Here is a 14,826-nt window from a genome sequence, read left to right as displayed (position 1 = left end):
ACGGCCGCCTGTGCGAAGCCGCAGTAGCTACCGCACTTTTCGATGTTCAAGGCAGCCTGCTCGAATGCAGGCCGCGCAGGGGATTGACCATGGCTTGGTTCTCGCAGTTCGGCGCGATCGTCGCTATGCAGGGTTTCAACGGCCTCTCGGTCTTCAGCGTCTTGCTGCTGATGGCGCTTGGCCTCGCCATCATTTTTGGCCAGATGGGCGTGATCAATATGGCGCACGGCGAGTTTCTGACGATCGGTGCCTACACCACTTACGTGTTGTCGGTGTTGACCCACAAATATGCACCGGCACTGCAACCAGTCTATTTCTTCGTGGCTATTCTGGTGGCGTTTGCGGTCGCTTTTGCATTCGGCTATCTGGTGGAATGGCTGCTGATTCGCCATCTCTACCGGCGTCCTCTTGACACGCTGCTGGCGACGTGGGGTCTATCGCTTGCGATGCAGCAAACCTTTCGCTCGGTGTTCGGCTCCGAAGAAGTCAGTCCAGATCTGCCGCAGTGGCTGATGGGTTCGCTCACGCCCTATCAGGGCCTCGATATTCCGATCAACGGCCTGATGGTGATGGTCGTCACCATTGTGCTCACGACGGTCCTGCTGCTGTTTTTGTACAAATCACAGTGGGGCGTGAAAGTGCGGGCCACGACCCAGAACCGGGTCATGGCGGGCGCGGTCGGGATCAACACCGGCAAGGTCGACCGCCTGACCTTTGCACTTGGATGCGGAATTGCCGGCATAGCGGGCGCGGCGTTTACGACCATCGGCTCGACCGGCCCGACAAGCGGTTCGCTTTATATCGTCGACACCTTCCTGACCGTAGTCTTTGGCGGCGCGCAAAGCCTGTTCGGCACGATCGCGTCAGCGTTTTCGATCGCTCAGACCCAGTCGACAACCGAGTTCTTCCTGTCCGGCTCGATGGCGAAAGTGCTGACCCTGTCAGCCGTGATCGTCATTCTGATGCTACGTCCGCAGGGCCTGTTCGCAACCAAAGTGCGGCGCTAATTGTTCGATCGCAGGAGAACGCAATGAATTCAGGATCTCTAAAGTGGCTGGGCGGACGCTCGGGTGTGATGGGGTTCATCTGGTTGGGCCTTCTGATACTGGTGCTGCTGCCGCTGACGCTGGACATCTTCCGGCTGAACCTGGTGGGCAAATACCTGACCTACGGGTTCGTGGCGATTGGACTCACGCTGTGTTGGGGTTACGGCGGCATCCTCAGCTTGGGGCAGGGCGTGTTTTTCGGTCTGGGCGGCTATTGCATGGCGATGTTCCTCAAGCTGGAAGCATCCGACCCGATCAGTACCAAGATTCAGTCAACGCCGGGTATTCCAGACTTCATGGACTGGAACCAGATCACTCACCTGCCGCTGATGTGGGAGCCCTTCAGGCACATGTGGTTCGCTGTGGCGGCGGTGCTGGTGGTGCCGGCCCTGCTCGCCTTCGTGATCGGTCTTGCCATGTTCAAGCGGCGCGTCGGCGACGTGTATTTCGCCATTGTGACCCAGGCGATTGCCGCCATCCTGTCGATCCTGATCATCGGGCAGCAGGGGCTGACCGGCGGCGTAAATGGCATCACCGATTTACGTACGATGCTCGGCTGGGATATCCGCACCACTTCGGCGCACTACGTCCTTTACTTCGTTAATGCGGGCCTGCTGTTCCTGTGTATCGCCTTTGGCAAGTTTCTGCTTTCGAGCAAGCTAGGCAAGCTGCTTGTGGCGATGCGCGACAAGGAGGAACGCGTACGATTCTCGGGCTATGACGTGGCGGCCCTGAAGATATTTGTGTTCTGCGTCGCGGCCGTGTTCTCTGCAATCGGCGGCGCGATGTTCACGTTGCAGGTGGGGTTCATGTCGCCATCCTTCGTGGGCATTGTCCCGTCGATCGAAATGGTGATCTTCTGTGCAGTGGGCGGGCGTACATCCCTGTTCGGGGCCGTTTATGGCGCCTTGCTGGTCAACTTCGGCGAGTCGTATTTCTCGGAATCGTTCCCGCAGCTCTGGTTGTTCCTGATGGGCGCGCTCTTCATTGGCGTGGTTATGTTCTTCCCTAATGGACTGGCGGGTCTTTATGAAAGTCACGGCAAGAAGCTGCTGGTGCGTTTACCGGTTGCCGGCTATCTGCGACGTCGCGGGCTGGTCACAACTTCAGCTTCCGAACCTAAGGCCTGACGCTCGTCTACCCGCAAACACAGAGAACATCATGGCTCAAAAAGACTTTGTTTTATCGGTTGAGGACCTGACGGTTTCATTCGATGGCTTCAAGGCTGTAGACGGTTTGAATCTCTATGTGGACCGCAATGAAGTGCGTGTCGTGATCGGTCCGAACGGCGCGGGCAAAACGACCGTGCTCGACCTGATCAGCGGGAAGACGCGCTCCACCGGCGGAAGCATCAAATTCAAAGGACTGGAGTTGACGAAGATGAGCGAGCACATGATCGTGCGCGCCGGGATAGGCCGCAAGTTCCAGACTCCTTCGATCTACGAAAATCTTACGACGTACGAAAACCTCGAAGTGTCTTTTCCCCGAGGACGCAGTGTGTTCGGTGCCATCGCTTTCCGGCGCACGGCCGACGTCGACGAACGCGTGCGCCAGATTGCGGAGGAAGTATTCCTCACCGAGATGCTGGATCACACCGCCGAGTTGCTTAGTCACGGCCAGAAGCAGTGGCTCGAAATCGGCATGTTGCTTATGCAGGATCCGGAACTGATGCTGCTGGACGAACCGGTTGCTGGCATGAGCGTGTCCGAGCGTGAAAAGACGGCCGAACTGCTGGCGCGAGTGGCAAAAAATCGTTCGGTGGTGGTGATCGAGCACGACATGGAGTTCGTCAAGAACATCGCGCACCGCGTCACTGTGCTGCATCAGGGAAAGGTGCTGGCCGAAGGCAGCATGGAAGCGGTGCAGTCCAACCCGAAAGTCATCGAAGTGTATCTCGGGCATTGAAGCTCGGTCCTGCAGCGCCAGAACGGCAACTTTGCATATCAAAAGGAACACCTTATGTTCAACGTTAGCGGACTGGTCTCGGGCTACGGTCAGAGCGAAGTGATCCATCAGCTCGACTTGAGCGCCGCCGCCGGCGAAATCGTCGCAGTGATGGGGCGCAACGGCATGGGTAAGACCACCTTTTTCAAATCGTTGATGGGGATCCTGCCGTGCCGTGCGGGAAAGGTGGAAGTGGCCGGCGTCGACGTCGCAAAACTGCAGGCGTTCGAGCGAGTCGCGCATGGGATCGCGTATGTGCCGCAAGGCAGAATGATTTTTTCGACCCTCACCGTGCTCGAAAACATCAAGGCGGGTCTGCCGAACTCGGCGCGCGGCAAGGTGCCAGCTGAGGTATTCGATCTGTTTCCGGTTCTCTACGATATGCGCGATCGCCGCGGCGGCAATCTGTCGGGCGGCCAGCAGCAACAACTCGCCATTGCGCGTGCGCTTGTTACCAATCCGAAGGTACTGCTGCTCGATGAGCCTACTGAAGGAATCCAGCCTTCCATCATCAAGGACATTGCCCGCTCCCTCAAGGAGATCCGCACGCTCAAGCAACTCACCATCATCGTTTCCGAGCAGGTGCTCAGTTTCACGATGGAGATTGCGGACCGTTTGCTCGTGATCGAGAAGGGCCGCTTCGTCCATGAGAACCGGCGCGACGAAGTCGATATCGCGAAGATCAGCAGTTACCTGTCCGTTTGATATCCAAAATTATGCGATGCGGCGCGCAAACCCGGCGCGCGCTGCTTATTGGCGAGGAGTGAGCAAGATGATTGGCTACATGTACTACAACCGCTTCGGCCATGCCGGCTTTACCGACCGCCATAAGGGTCGTAGCGCTGCGTCGGTGCAGACCTGCCCGGTTTGCCAGCTGCGCGTCGACGCACGCGGCGGCACGTTGCCTGACGGCACGGTGCTGGAAAAAGCCGAATGGACAGCCAAGGTCTGTACGCAAATCAAGGACGACACCGTCAACGGCGGCTATCAGGCCGGCTGCGCCGCATGTGCTTATCCGGCTGCCTGAGTCGGGACTTAAGCCGCAGTGCAATTTCAACGTGATACCACGGAGAGAATAGATGCAACATTTCACCATTAAACCTGGCGTGCCGCTTGCCGAGCAAGCCGAACTCGGCCATAACCGCTGGCACCCGGATATTCCGTTTCTGTCGACGGTTAAGCCCGGTGAAGAAATCATCATCGAGTCGCTCGATTTTCTCGATGCGCAAATCAAGGACGATGACGGCACCGACGACGTGCGCGACATCGACCTTACCCGTGCCCACCCGCTGACCGGTCCGTTCCATATCGAAGGGGCGGAGCCAGGCGACTTGCTGGTTGTCGATCTGCTCGATATCAAACCGATCACGCCGGTGGGGTTTTCCGGCGTATTCGCGAAGAGCAACGGCGGAGGTTTTCTTGGTGACTATTTCCCGGATCCGGCCAAGGCGATTTGGGACCTCAAGGGTTTGTACGCGACCTCGCGCCATATTCCGGGCGTACGCATCGCCGGGTTGACGCACCCTGGCCTGATGGGCTGTCTGCCGTCCGCCGATTTGCTGGCCGAATGGAATCGCCGCGAGGCGCCGCTGGCTGCATTAGGTCTTGCCAAGCCGCCCGAGCCGCGTACCGCCGTGCTGCGCGGCGTGAGCGGAGCTGCGTTCGACCGGATGGCAAAAGAGGCAGCGCGCACGGTTCCGCCGCGTGAACATGGCGGTAACACCGACATCAAGGACCTTTCCAGCGGAACCAGGATTTTCTTCCCGGTTTACGTCAAAGGCGCGGGATTCTCGATGGGCGATCTGCATTTTTCCCAAGGCGACGGCGAGATCAGCTTTTGCGGCGCAATTGAAATGGACGGCGCGACCCACGTCGGCTTTGACCTGATCAAAGGGGGCATGGCCAAGTACAACCTGAGCGCGCCGGTTTTCATGCCTAGCCCGGTCAGGCCGCACTACGACCAATGGCTGACGTTTGAGGGCATCAGCGTCGAGAACGGCAAGAACTACTACATGGATGCGACGGTCGCTTACCGCCAGGCTTGCCTGAAGGCAATCGACTATCTGACGCAGCATGGATTTACCGGACCGCAGGCATACATGCTGCTCACCGCGGCGCCTGTCGAAGGGCGCATCGGCGGCATTGTCGATATTCCGAATTGCTCCGCCACCGTCTCGTTGCCGCTCGCCATCTTCGAGAAGAACATCGCCCCGACCGGGATGCTCAACGATCGCGCCTTCTGGGGCCACAGGAACTGACGAGGAGATCGACAGACAGGCGGCGGACATAGTGATTCCGCCGCGACACCCGGCGCATTGCGCGCCGGCCTTTTTGACGGTCGAATCGGGTTCCTTGCCATGCCTCTTTACGATATGCGTTGTCCCTCATGTGAGGGCATTTTCGAAAAACTGCTCGCCGTATCCAGGCGCGACGATCCCGTCGAGTGTCCTTATTGCGGGCAAAGCGTCGAGCCGGAAACGATGATTACCGCACGCAACGTACAGGTCAGCGTCACCGAACAATGGAGGCCGCGCAGCCAGGCCGAACAGTTGACCGGAGCGGGCGTGACTGGCCCCGGAACGCGCGCCAGGGCGGGACGCTCGAGCGTCCTGCATGTCTGCAAAGGCGGCAATTGCAGCCTGTGCGGCTAAGGGCGTGGTGGCACATTAAGGTGCCGGCCACTGCCGGGACGTGAGCGATTGGTACATGGACAGAAGTGATGGGCGAGCTTGCCCGGGAGATGAGGTATGCGACACGGCGATATATCGAGCAGCAACGATTGTTTGGGCGTAGCGGTGGTCAACTACAAGATGCCTAGCCTGCACACGAAGGCAGAGGTACTCGACAATGCACGCAAGATCGGCGAGATGCTGGTCGGCATGAAGCGCGGTCTGCCGGGCATGGATCTCGTGGTATTTCCTGAATATTCGACTCACGGCATCATGTACGACGCCAAGGAAATGTACGAAACGGCGTCGACCATTCCCGGCGAAGAGACTGAAATCTTCGCCGCCGCCTGTCGCAAAGCCAACGTATGGGGCATTTTTTCGCTGACGGGCGAGCGTCACGAACAACACCCGAACAAGGCACCCTACAACACGCTGATCCTGATGAACAACCACGGCGAGATCGTGCAGAAATATCGCAAGATCATGCCGTGGGTGCCCATCGAGGGCTGGTATCCGGGCGATTGCACGTATGTTTCGGACGGTCCCAAGGGCATGAAGATCAGCCTGATCATCTGCGACGACGGCAATTTCCCGGAGATCTGGCGCGACTGCGCGATGCAGGGCGCGGAACTGATTGTGCGCTGTCAGGGCTACATGTACCCAGCCAAAGAGCAGCAGGTGATGGTGGCCAAGACCATGGCGTGGATGAACAACGTGTATGTTGCGGTGGCCAACGCTACCGGCTTCGATGGTGTTTATTCCTATTTCGGCCATTCGGCAATCGTCGGCTTCGACGGCCGAACGCTCGGCGAGTGCGGCGAGGAGGAAATGGGCATTCAATACGCGGAGCTGTCAGTCAGTCTGATTCGCGACGCGCGCAAGAACATGCAGTCGCAAAACCACTTGTTCAAGCTGCTGCACCGCGGCTATACGGGAACCATCAATTCAGGCGACGACGTCAAGGGTGTCGCCGCCTGTCCGTATAACTTTTATTCCCGATGGATCAACGACCCGGAAGGAACCCGCAAAACGGTCGAATCGTTCACGCGCAGCACGGTGGGCACACCGGAGTGTCCGATCGAGGGCATTCCCAATCAGGAACCCAGCCACCGCTAAAGGCCGGCCACATGGCGTCGTGGTATGCCATGTGTCTGCAAGATTGTCCCCTGGCGTGCTTTCCCGACGCAATACGACTCACCATGTCCATCACGCCTTATCTGCTGACTGAAGAGCCGTACTATCAACCGGTCGATAGCGAAATCGCCATATACGAATCGGCCTATCGCCTGCGCTTGCCGCTGATGCTCAAAGGCCCGACCGGCTGCGGCAAGACACGTTTCGTCGAGCACATGGCGTGGCGCCTGAAGCGTCCTTTGATCACGCTCGCATGTAACGAGGACATGACCGCGGCCGATCTGGTCGGCCGCTACCTGCTCGGCCCCGAGGGCACCTTCTGGCAAGACGGTCCACTAACACTGGCCGTGCGCCATGGCGCGATCTGCTACCTCGATGAAGTTGTGGAGATGCGCCAGGATTCTATGGTCGTGATCCACCCTTTGACCGACACGCGACGCCTGCTGCCGCTCGACAAGAAGGGCGAAACCGTCCACGCGCATCCGGATTTCCAGTTGGTGGTCTCATACAATCCCGACTATCAAAGCATTTCAAAGGACCTCAAGCAATCGACGAGGCAGCGGTTTTGTTCGCTCGATTTCGACTATCCGCAAGCCGATCACGAAACGAGGATCGTAGCCCATGAAAGCGGCGCGGCGCTCGCCGTGTGCGAGGGACTGGTCGGCATAGCGGCCCGCTCGCGGGCATTGCGGGGCAGAGGGCTGGACGAAGGTATTTCGACCCGCATGTTGATCCATGCCGCGCGTCTGATCGGCGACGGCCAGCCGGCGCGGTTGGCCTGCCGGGTCGCGCTCAGCCTTCCGCTGACGGACGACCCCGATATGCTCGAAGCGCTCGACGGATTTGTCGAGGCACACTTCGGCTAGACAATGCCGCCAACCCCCGACAGTCAAGCCGCCGGCGCGTCTGCGCGCTGGGACGGAGTAAGCTCCGCGCCCGCTGTTGCGGATCGGTCTGCCGCATTCGATGCAGCGCGTCTTGCCCCTTATCGCCAGGCGCTAGGCCGCATACTGGACGAGGCTTCGCAGGTAGCGCTACTTGAAGTGCTCGGCGACCTCGAGCGGGCCGCGCCTGATTGCGTGCCGCCCATGCTAGGCCGAATCGAATTCCTGCTGGCAAGGGCCGGGGTTCCCGGCCTCTATGGATGGGCGCTTGCCGGTCTGCGCGCCCACGCCGGCGAGCGTGCCGCGCGCCTGCGCTATTTCACATGCAGCGACGCACTATCGGTGCAGATTCTGAACTGGGAAGCTGCAGGGCGTCCCAAACAACCCGCACCCGCGGCGTTGGAAGCTTACCTGTTCGGCTTGAGCGGTCTCACCGTCGCTATCGGTACCCGTCGGCAAGGATTGCTGAACGGGCCGCCGGCGCGTCCGGTACTCACACGCATGATGCTGGCGTTGCCGGATTCGTACACCTTCCTCGACTGCCCGGATCGAGGCGGCTTGATGCGAGCGGCGAGCGCCCATGCGGTTGCCCATCTGTTGTTCTCACCCGCGGCTCAACCCGCTGCGGCGCGCAAGCCGCTCGCGCTGACGGTGATCTCCTTGCTCGAGGATGCACGGGTCGAAGCGCTGCTGGCGCGCCGCTATCCCGGTGTGGAGATGCTTTGGCGCAGCCTGCATGGCGCGTCTCCGGCCGATGGCCTCGGCTGCGCCGCATTGCTTGCGCGGCTGAGTCGCGCGCTGATCGATCCGCACTATCAGGACGACAACTTCTGGGTGAATAAAGGCCGGCGTCTGTTCAACGCGCAGCGCGAGTGCTTGGACGATGTCGCTGCGTTTCACAGCATTGCTGCCGTGCTGGCTAACGACCTGGGGCAGATGCGCGTGCAATTCGACTTGCCCGGCTATGCCGCCGCTCCGGCGTACCGCGATGACCATAGCTATTTGTGGGACTACGGTGAGCAGGCGGCATCCGATCATGCCGCGCTAGAGCAACCAGTCACGGTGCAATTGTTGCCTGGCGGTATATCGGCCGATGCGGCCAGCGGGAGTAGTGCGGTGAACACGCAGGACGCGTCGCCCCCCGAAGCATTGGCCTGGGGGGCGACGCGCAGCGTGAACTACCCGGAATGGGACGAGCGAATCGAAACGTTGCGAGACAACTGGTGCACGCTGTACGAAAAGTCCGGGCGGGAGCCGGACGCAACGATTACGCAAATGCGCAGGGCGCGCTTGCGCGGCCTCGCGAGCGGAGGCGAACTCGACCGGTCGGTGCGGCTAAAGCGTCAACCACAGGGGGAACGCTTCGATCTGGATGCATTGGTCGATGCGATTTCAAGCCGGCGACAAGGCGGCAATATCGATGAGCGTGTCTTCGAGAATCCCGGAAGGCGCGTGCGTGAAGCGTCGGTATTGTTACTGCTGGACGTATCCGCATCGAGTGCGAGCCGGTTGGCCTCGCATTCGGTCAGCGTGCTGGAAACCGAGAAAGCCCTTGCTCTGCACGCAGTCGCGCTGGCCCGGCAAGGCGGCCACCGGGCGGCCGTTCACGGCTTTGCCTCCAACACACGAAAACACGTCCACTATGAACGCTATCTGGATTTCGACATGCCGTTTGGCGAGGTTTCACGCCAACGCCTGGCCAGCGCTGCGGCCGCCTGGTCAACCCGCTTCGGCGCGGCAGTGCGCCATGCGACCGCGCTAATCGAGGACAAGTCGGAGGGCATCCGCGCCATTCTGATGGTGACGGATGGCGCACCCGCTGACATCGACGTGACACGCGATGCCTATCTGGTCGAAGACGCCCGGGTCGCGGTGCAGCATGCGAGGCGGGCTGGAATCCGCTGCTTCTGCATCGCTTTGGACACGCAGGCCGACTCGTATGTGCGTCGAATTTTCGGACAAGGGAACTATCTGATCGCGGTGGATCCGGATTTTTTACAGCAGCGCCTGAAGTCCGTCCTGGCGAAACTGGTGCGCCTCTAAGCGATGGGTTGACAGCAATCGCCGATAGCGCCTGTGGGTCGAAAGTACGCATCCGCTTACGGTGAGACCCGACCTTCGCGGAAGCCACCAGTTCATCCAGTTCGACACCGTGCTTGTCGACCGCTGACGATAGCAGATAGGGCTCACGGCGCAACGCCACGAACATTCGTCCAGATGCCAAGTGGTCGCCGGCTCCCGCGGGACGGCTGTGGCTGGCCGTCATTCGAGCGATTTCGTCTTTTTCGTCGCAACGTCTTGCGCGAAGGGTGGTCAACCGGACTGTGCCCGTTCGACTATTCCAAACGGGTTTCTGGGCCGGACTCCCCGTCCCGGTTTGAAGGAGCGCGTTCGGTACGCGTTTCGCCGAGATCGAACTGTCGTCGCGCCGATTCCATTTCCGTCATATGCGCTTCAACCCAGTCCCAGATCCCACAAATCTTGTCGAGCAGACTGCGTCCTAGCGGTGTCAATTGATAGTCGACACGAGGCGGTATCACGGGATGCACATAGCGCGTGACGAGACCGTCGCGCTCGAGTTGCCGCAAGGTCTTCGTGAGCATCTTCTGACTGACGCCCCCCACCTCGTCGCGTAGCCGCGAGAAACGCATCTCGCCATGTGTGCCCAACGCGTCGATCACGAGAATCGTCCACTTGTCGGCGATCTGCTCGATGACGTTGCGCGCGAGGTCATCGGTTTTCTTCTGCGGGTTCTCGGCGGCGTGAGGGCCGTCGTAGCAATTTGTTTCCATGGGGTAAGTATGGAACCTTCAGGTGCCTTCTTGTGATCGCCGGATGCGGCTGAAATAATCGACTCGGCTGCCCGTCCTTTGGGCACGTCGCATTTTCTCAACCCGCATTCGACATGGATGCGGCGCTTTAACGAGAGAGCATCGCATGACTATTGAAACAATTGAAGTTGAGGGTTTATCGACGCCTGTCTCGCGTATCGGCCTGGGCACGTGGGCGATCGGCGGATGGATGTGGGGCGGCACTGATGAGAAGGACTCGATTGCGGTGATCCGCCGGGCGCTCGACAGCGGCGTGAACCTTATCGACACGGCGCCGGCGTACGGCTTCGGCGCGTCGGAGGAAATCGTCGGCAAAGCGCTGGCCGATGGATATCGCCACAAGGCAGTCATCGCGACTAAAGTCGCTCTCGAATGGCAGGACGGCAAGGTATTTCGCAATGCTTCGCCGGAGCGTATTCGTCATGAAGTAGAGGATACACTTCGGCGCTTGCGGACAGATTACATCGATCTGTACCAGGTTCACTGGCCCGATCCGCTCGTGCCAATCGAAGAGACGGCCGCGGTGCTGAACGACCTGCGCAAGGAAGGCAAGGTTCGCGCGCTCGGCGTCAGCAATTTCTCTGCGGCGCAAATGGATGCGTTCCGACGCGTGGCGCCGCTGTCGGCCACGCAGCCGCCTTACAACCTGTTTGAACGCGACATCGACCGCGATGTGCTGCCTTATGTGAAACAGCATGGGCTGGTTGCACTCGCCTATGGCGCACTGTGCCGCGGATTGCTGGCAGGGCGCATCGGCGCCGAGACGCGCTTCGAGGGCGACGATCTGCGTCAACATGACCCGAAGTTCCGTGCGCCGCGTCGTCAGCAGTATGTCGACGCTGTGAAAGCACTGGACGTTTTCGCGCGCGATAACTTCGACAAGTCGGTGCTTGCGCTTGCCGTGCGCTGGGTGCTAGACCGCGGCCCGACGATTGCGCTGTGGGGTGCGCGCCGTCCGTCGCAACTGGACGGACTCGAGGCCGCGTTCGGCTGGCGACTCGACGACAAGGCCTTCGCGCAAATCGACGCGATCGTCTCGCAATTCGTCAAGGACCCGGTAGGCCCGGAGTTTATGGCACCGCCGCAACGTGTTCTGGTGGCGTGAAAGGAATGTATTGAACATGCGAACCAATCGACGAACTTTCATTGTGCATACCGTTGGCGCCGCGGCGCTGGCAATAACCGGCGGCACGGCGTGGGCCGCGCCCACGCAGCTTCAGGAAAGCGATCCGGCCGCGCAGGCGCTCGGCTACCGGACCGACGCATCGCGCGTCGATCACGCGAAATATCCGCGCTTCAGCGCCGCCCAGCGCTGCGCGAATTGCCAGTTCTATCAGGGCAAGCCAGCCGACACGAGCGCGCTTTGCGCGCTATTCGGCGCGAAGCAGGTGAACGGCGCGGGATGGTGCAACGTCTATCAGGCGAGAGCCTGATCGGCTTGTGCGGGTAAAGCGATACGGCGCATGACGACTTCGTGCCGTTCGCGTCGACTACGAGGAATCAGTTGATGGAACTCATTGTGAACGGCGTTCATCACAACGTCGATGCGGATGCGAACATGCCGCTGCTGTGGGCAGTCCGTGATCTGCTCGGGCTGCGCGGTACCAAGTTCGGTTGCGGGGTCGGTGCTTGCGGCGCATGCACGGTCCATCTGGACGGTGTCGCTGTGCGTTCGTGTGTGACCGCACTGGCGGATGTTCAGGGCAAGCCCGTAACGACCATCGAGGGACTCGGCAAAGGCGGCGATCACCCAGTGCAACGCGCGTGGAAAGCCGCCAATGTGCCGCAGTGCGGTTACTGCCAGCCGGGACAGATCATGCAGGCCGCGTCGCTGCTCAAACAGACGCCGAAGCCGAGTGACGAGCAGATCGTCGAAGCGATGTCCGGCAATGTTTGCCGCTGTGGCACCTATCAACGCATCAAGGCCGCTATCAAGGCCGCGGCGTCGGAGGCGTGATGGGCGAAATCGTCAATCTGAGCCGGCGCGGCGTGTTGAAAGGGACCTTGGCGGGCGGGGTTGTGCTGGGCTTGCAGATCGGCGGCGCGGGTACCGCGTTCGCGGCGAGCGTGCTGTCGTCTGCGAATGGCGCGAAAGGGGCTTTCGCACCGAACGTGTATGTCTCGGTCGCGCCGTCCGGCGAGATCATTCTGGTCGTGCATCGTTCGGAGATGGGGACCGGTATCCGCACCAGTCTCGCGATGATTCTTGCCGACGAGCTCGACGCCGACTGGAACGCCGTGAAGGTCGTGCAGGCGCAAGGCGATGCGAAGTATGGCGACCAGAATACCGATGGCTCGCGCAGCATCCGCCAGTTCTTCCAGCCGTTGCGCGAAGCAGGCGGCACGGCCCGGCAGATGCTCGTGGCGGCGGCCGCCGTGCAATGGCGCGTGGCGCCGGCGACCTGCCGCACCGAGCCGGGTCATGTCGTGCATGCGGCGAGCGGGCGGCGCGTGGCCTACGGCGCGCTCGCAATGGCGGCGGCGCGTCAGCCGGTGCCGGGCCGCGACACGCTGCATCTGAAAGACGAGGGTACGTGGCGCTATATCGGCAAGTCGCTGCCGATCGTCGATCTCGACGACATCGTGCACGGCCGGGCGACGTACGGTATCGATGTCGTGTTGCCCCGAATGACGTACGCGTCGATCGAACGTTCGGCGGTCTATGGCGCGACGCTCAAGAGCGTCGATTCGACCGAAACGATGAAAGTGCCCGGCGTGCTGCATGTGGTCCGCATTCCCGCCGCGCCGTTGCCCGCCGGTTTCCAGCCGCTGGGCGGCGTCGCGGTGGTGGCGACCAGCACCTGGGCGGCGATGCAAGGGCGGCGGAAATTGCGGCTCGACTGGGACCTTGGGCCGAATGCATCGTATGACAGTCAGGCTTATCGCAAGGCGCTCGAGGACACCGCGCGGCAGCCGGGCAAAATCGTTCGCAACAACGGCGACACAGCGGCTGCGCTAAAGAGCGCCGCCCACCATGTCTCGGCGGACTACTACGTGCCGCACCTTGCGCACGCGGCGATGGAGCCGCTCGCCGCGACCGCGTCCTATGCGAACGGTGCGGTTGAAGTATGGACCGCGACGCAGAATCCGCAGCAGGCTCGCACGACCGTGGCACAGGTGCTCGGCTTGCAGGAGCCGGCCGTAACGATCAATGTCACGTTATTGGGCGGCGGCTTCGGCCGCAAGTCCAAGCCTGACTATGTGGCCGAGGCGGCGTTCCTGTCGCGCGAGGTTGGCGCGCCCGTGAAGCTCACGTGGACTCGCGAAGACGATGTGCACAACGACTATTTCCATGCGGTGTGCGCCCAGCACATGGAAGGCGGGCTCGATGCGCAAGGCAAGACGGTCGCGTGGTTGCACCGCACGGTGTTTCCGTCCATCAGTTCGACGTTCAAGGCCGATGTCCGCTATGGGGCGGCGGGGGAATTGGGGCAGGGCGTGACCGATATGCCCTACGACATCGCCAACGTGCGGTGTGAGAACGGCGCCGCCTCCGCACACACGCGCATCGGCTGGTATCGATCGGTGTACAACATTCCCCACGGCTTCGCGTTAGGGTCGTTCGTCGATGAGCTTGCGGCGGCCGCGCGGCAGGATCCGGTGCAGCACCTGCTCACGCTGCTCGGCACGCCGCGGCATGTCGATCTGCATGCACTAGGGGTCGATTACCCGAACTACGGCGCGTCGATCGACGAGTATCCGATCGACACCGCCCGCTATGCGGCCGTGGTTCGCGCAGCCGCCGTGCGCTCCGGATGGTCGACTGCATTGCCGGCGCGGCATGGGCGCGGGATTGCGGTACATCGCAGCTTCCTGAGTTACGTGGCCGCGGTCGCGCATGTGCAGGTGGCCGACGACGGTTCGGTGCGTGTGACACGCGTCGACCTGGCCGTCGACTGCGGGCGCATCGTCAATCCCGATCGGGTTATTGCGCAGTTCGAGGGCGCAGTGGTGATGGCGCTCGGCAACACGCTATACAGTGAACTCACTTTCCGGAACGGTGCGTCGGAGCAATCGAACTTCACGGACTACCAGGTTGCCCGTATCGATTCCGTTCCCGAGACACACGTGTATATCGTGCCGAGCAATGCGCCGCCTGGCGGTGTTGGCGAGCCGGGCGTGCCGCCGACTTCGGCGGCCATCTGCAACGCGATCTTCAATGCGACCGGCCAGCGGATTCGTGCGTTACCGGTGGATACGTCGCTGCTGAAACGGGCGTAGCGGCGAAACGCAACGGGGTTCGAGCGGCTGCCTATCGTGGGAATGAAATCAGCGTTAAACGATAGAACTGTCGCGTCAACGGAACGCTGCGCGCGGG

15 protein-coding genes are annotated in these 14,826 nt (G+C 61.1%); 14 read left to right on the top strand and 1 reads right to left on the bottom strand.

The genetic code is table 11. The annotated features are described in order from the left end of the window. The first annotated feature begins 89 nt into the window (after positions 1 to 89). The 10 genes from urtB to HDG39_RS30475 all read left to right on the top strand — a co-directional run bounded on the left by urtB (position 90) and on the right by HDG39_RS30475 (position 9,720). Positions 90 to 1,007 (top strand): urea ABC transporter permease subunit UrtB, encoded by a 918-nt coding sequence (gene urtB, locus HDG39_RS30520; protein ID WP_018422822.1) that lies wholly within the window; start codon positions 90 to 92, stop codon positions 1,005 to 1,007. Between the two features lie 23 nt (positions 1,008 to 1,030). Further along, positions 1,031 to 2,176: an urea ABC transporter permease subunit UrtC gene (gene urtC, locus HDG39_RS30515; RefSeq protein ID WP_184011395.1), complete on the top strand. Its 1,146-nt coding sequence runs from the start codon at positions 1,031 to 1,033 to the stop codon at positions 2,174 to 2,176. Positions 2,177 to 2,207: 31 nt separating this feature from the next. Continuing rightward, positions 2,208 to 2,951, top strand: a complete 744-nt coding sequence (urtD, locus tag HDG39_RS30510) for an urea ABC transporter ATP-binding protein UrtD (RefSeq protein ID WP_018422824.1) — start codon at positions 2,208 to 2,210, stop codon at positions 2,949 to 2,951. Positions 2,952 to 3,005: 54 nt separating this feature from the next. Then, positions 3,006 to 3,695 carry an urea ABC transporter ATP-binding subunit UrtE gene (gene urtE, locus HDG39_RS30505; RefSeq protein ID WP_018422825.1) on the top strand — a complete coding sequence of 230 codons (690 nt, stop codon included), beginning with the start codon at positions 3,006 to 3,008 and terminating at the stop codon, positions 3,693 to 3,695. Between the two features lie 67 nt (positions 3,696 to 3,762). Continuing rightward, entirely contained in the window at positions 3,763 to 4,017 is a 255-nt protein-coding gene (locus HDG39_RS30500; RefSeq protein WP_184011430.1) for a hypothetical protein, read from the top strand. A gap of 52 nt (positions 4,018 to 4,069) precedes the next feature. Further along, on the top strand, positions 4,070 to 5,248 hold the full coding sequence (gene fmdA, locus HDG39_RS30495; protein ID WP_184011392.1) for a formamidase: 1,179 nt from the start codon (positions 4,070 to 4,072) through the stop codon (positions 5,246 to 5,248). Positions 5,249 to 5,347: 99 nt separating this feature from the next. Beyond that, positions 5,348 to 5,641: an FmdB family zinc ribbon protein gene (locus HDG39_RS30490; RefSeq protein WP_184011428.1), complete on the top strand. Its 294-nt coding sequence runs from the start codon at positions 5,348 to 5,350 to the stop codon at positions 5,639 to 5,641. A 96-nt stretch (positions 5,642 to 5,737) separates the two neighbouring features. Beyond that, the gene (locus tag HDG39_RS30485) at positions 5,738 to 6,775 is read left to right on the top strand and encodes an aliphatic amidase (protein WP_184011391.1); all 1,038 of its coding nucleotides are present in this window, start codon (positions 5,738 to 5,740) and stop codon (positions 6,773 to 6,775) included. An 83-nt stretch (positions 6,776 to 6,858) separates the two neighbouring features. After that, complete coding sequence (locus HDG39_RS30480; protein ID WP_184011389.1) at positions 6,859 to 7,659, top strand: CbbQ/NirQ/NorQ/GpvN family protein; 801 nt, start codon at positions 6,859 to 6,861, stop codon at positions 7,657 to 7,659. Between the two features lie 177 nt (positions 7,660 to 7,836). Further along, complete coding sequence (locus HDG39_RS30475; protein WP_184011387.1) at positions 7,837 to 9,720, top strand: nitric oxide reductase activation protein NorD; 1,884 nt, start codon at positions 7,837 to 7,839, stop codon at positions 9,718 to 9,720. A gap of 293 nt (positions 9,721 to 10,013) precedes the next feature. On the opposite strand, the gene HDG39_RS30470 is transcribed toward HDG39_RS30475, so the two are convergent. Beyond that, positions 10,014 to 10,469: a winged helix-turn-helix transcriptional regulator gene (locus tag HDG39_RS30470; protein ID WP_184011385.1), complete on the bottom strand. Its 456-nt coding sequence runs from the start codon at positions 10,467 to 10,469 to the stop codon at positions 10,014 to 10,016. Between the two features lie 145 nt (positions 10,470 to 10,614). Here HDG39_RS30470 and HDG39_RS30465 point away from each other — a divergent pair, with 145 nt between their 5' ends. The 4 genes from HDG39_RS30465 (at position 10,615) to HDG39_RS30450 (ending at position 14,729) form a co-directional block, all read left to right on the top strand. Beyond that, positions 10,615 to 11,613, top strand: coding sequence for an aldo/keto reductase (locus tag HDG39_RS30465; protein WP_184011383.1), 999 nt, complete (start codon positions 10,615 to 10,617; stop codon positions 11,611 to 11,613). 16 nt (positions 11,614 to 11,629) lie between these two features. Then, the gene (locus tag HDG39_RS30460) at positions 11,630 to 11,941 is read left to right on the top strand and encodes a high-potential iron-sulfur protein (RefSeq protein ID WP_184011381.1); all 312 of its coding nucleotides are present in this window, start codon (positions 11,630 to 11,632) and stop codon (positions 11,939 to 11,941) included. A gap of 71 nt (positions 11,942 to 12,012) precedes the next feature. Further along, positions 12,013 to 12,465: a (2Fe-2S)-binding protein gene (locus HDG39_RS30455; RefSeq protein ID WP_184011379.1), complete on the top strand. Its 453-nt coding sequence runs from the start codon at positions 12,013 to 12,015 to the stop codon at positions 12,463 to 12,465. Continuing rightward, on the top strand, positions 12,465 to 14,729 hold the full coding sequence (locus HDG39_RS30450) for a xanthine dehydrogenase family protein molybdopterin-binding subunit (protein ID WP_184011377.1): 2,265 nt from the start codon (positions 12,465 to 12,467) through the stop codon (positions 14,727 to 14,729). The genes HDG39_RS30455 and HDG39_RS30450 overlap by 1 nt, the downstream gene beginning before the upstream one ends. The last annotated feature ends 97 nt before the right edge of the window (positions 14,730 to 14,826 follow it).

It is taken from the genome of Paraburkholderia lebeckiae (assembly GCF_014201005.1).
Lineage (GTDB): Bacteria > Pseudomonadota > Gammaproteobacteria > Burkholderiales > Burkholderiaceae > Paraburkholderia > Paraburkholderia tuberum.
The sequence above is the reverse complement of the archived record's forward strand: the minus strand, read 5'-3'. Positions and strand labels throughout refer to the sequence as shown.

Coding starts and splice junctions, on each gene's coding strand:
- urtB (WP_018422822.1), top strand. CDS start 90: ATGGCTTGGTTCTCGCAGTTCGGCGCGATCGTCGCTATGCAGGGTTTC.
- urtC (WP_184011395.1), top strand. CDS start 1,031: ATGAATTCAGGATCTCTAAAGTGGCTGGGCGGACGCTCGGGTGTGATG.
- urtD (WP_018422824.1), top strand. CDS start 2,208: ATGGCTCAAAAAGACTTTGTTTTATCGGTTGAGGACCTGACGGTTTCA.
- urtE (WP_018422825.1), top strand. CDS start 3,006: ATGTTCAACGTTAGCGGACTGGTCTCGGGCTACGGTCAGAGCGAAGTG.
- HDG39_RS30500 (WP_184011430.1), top strand. CDS start 3,763: ATGATTGGCTACATGTACTACAACCGCTTCGGCCATGCCGGCTTTACC.
- fmdA (WP_184011392.1), top strand. CDS start 4,070: ATGCAACATTTCACCATTAAACCTGGCGTGCCGCTTGCCGAGCAAGCC.
- HDG39_RS30490 (WP_184011428.1), top strand. CDS start 5,348: ATGCCTCTTTACGATATGCGTTGTCCCTCATGTGAGGGCATTTTCGAA.
- HDG39_RS30485 (WP_184011391.1), top strand. CDS start 5,738: ATGCGACACGGCGATATATCGAGCAGCAACGATTGTTTGGGCGTAGCG.
- HDG39_RS30480 (WP_184011389.1), top strand. CDS start 6,859: ATGTCCATCACGCCTTATCTGCTGACTGAAGAGCCGTACTATCAACCG.
- HDG39_RS30470 (WP_184011385.1), bottom strand. CDS start 10,469: ATGGAAACAAATTGCTACGACGGCCCTCACGCCGCCGAGAACCCGCAG.
- HDG39_RS30465 (WP_184011383.1), top strand. CDS start 10,615: ATGACTATTGAAACAATTGAAGTTGAGGGTTTATCGACGCCTGTCTCG.
- HDG39_RS30460 (WP_184011381.1), top strand. CDS start 11,630: ATGCGAACCAATCGACGAACTTTCATTGTGCATACCGTTGGCGCCGCG.
- HDG39_RS30450 (WP_184011377.1), top strand. CDS start 12,465: ATGGGCGAAATCGTCAATCTGAGCCGGCGCGGCGTGTTGAAAGGGACC.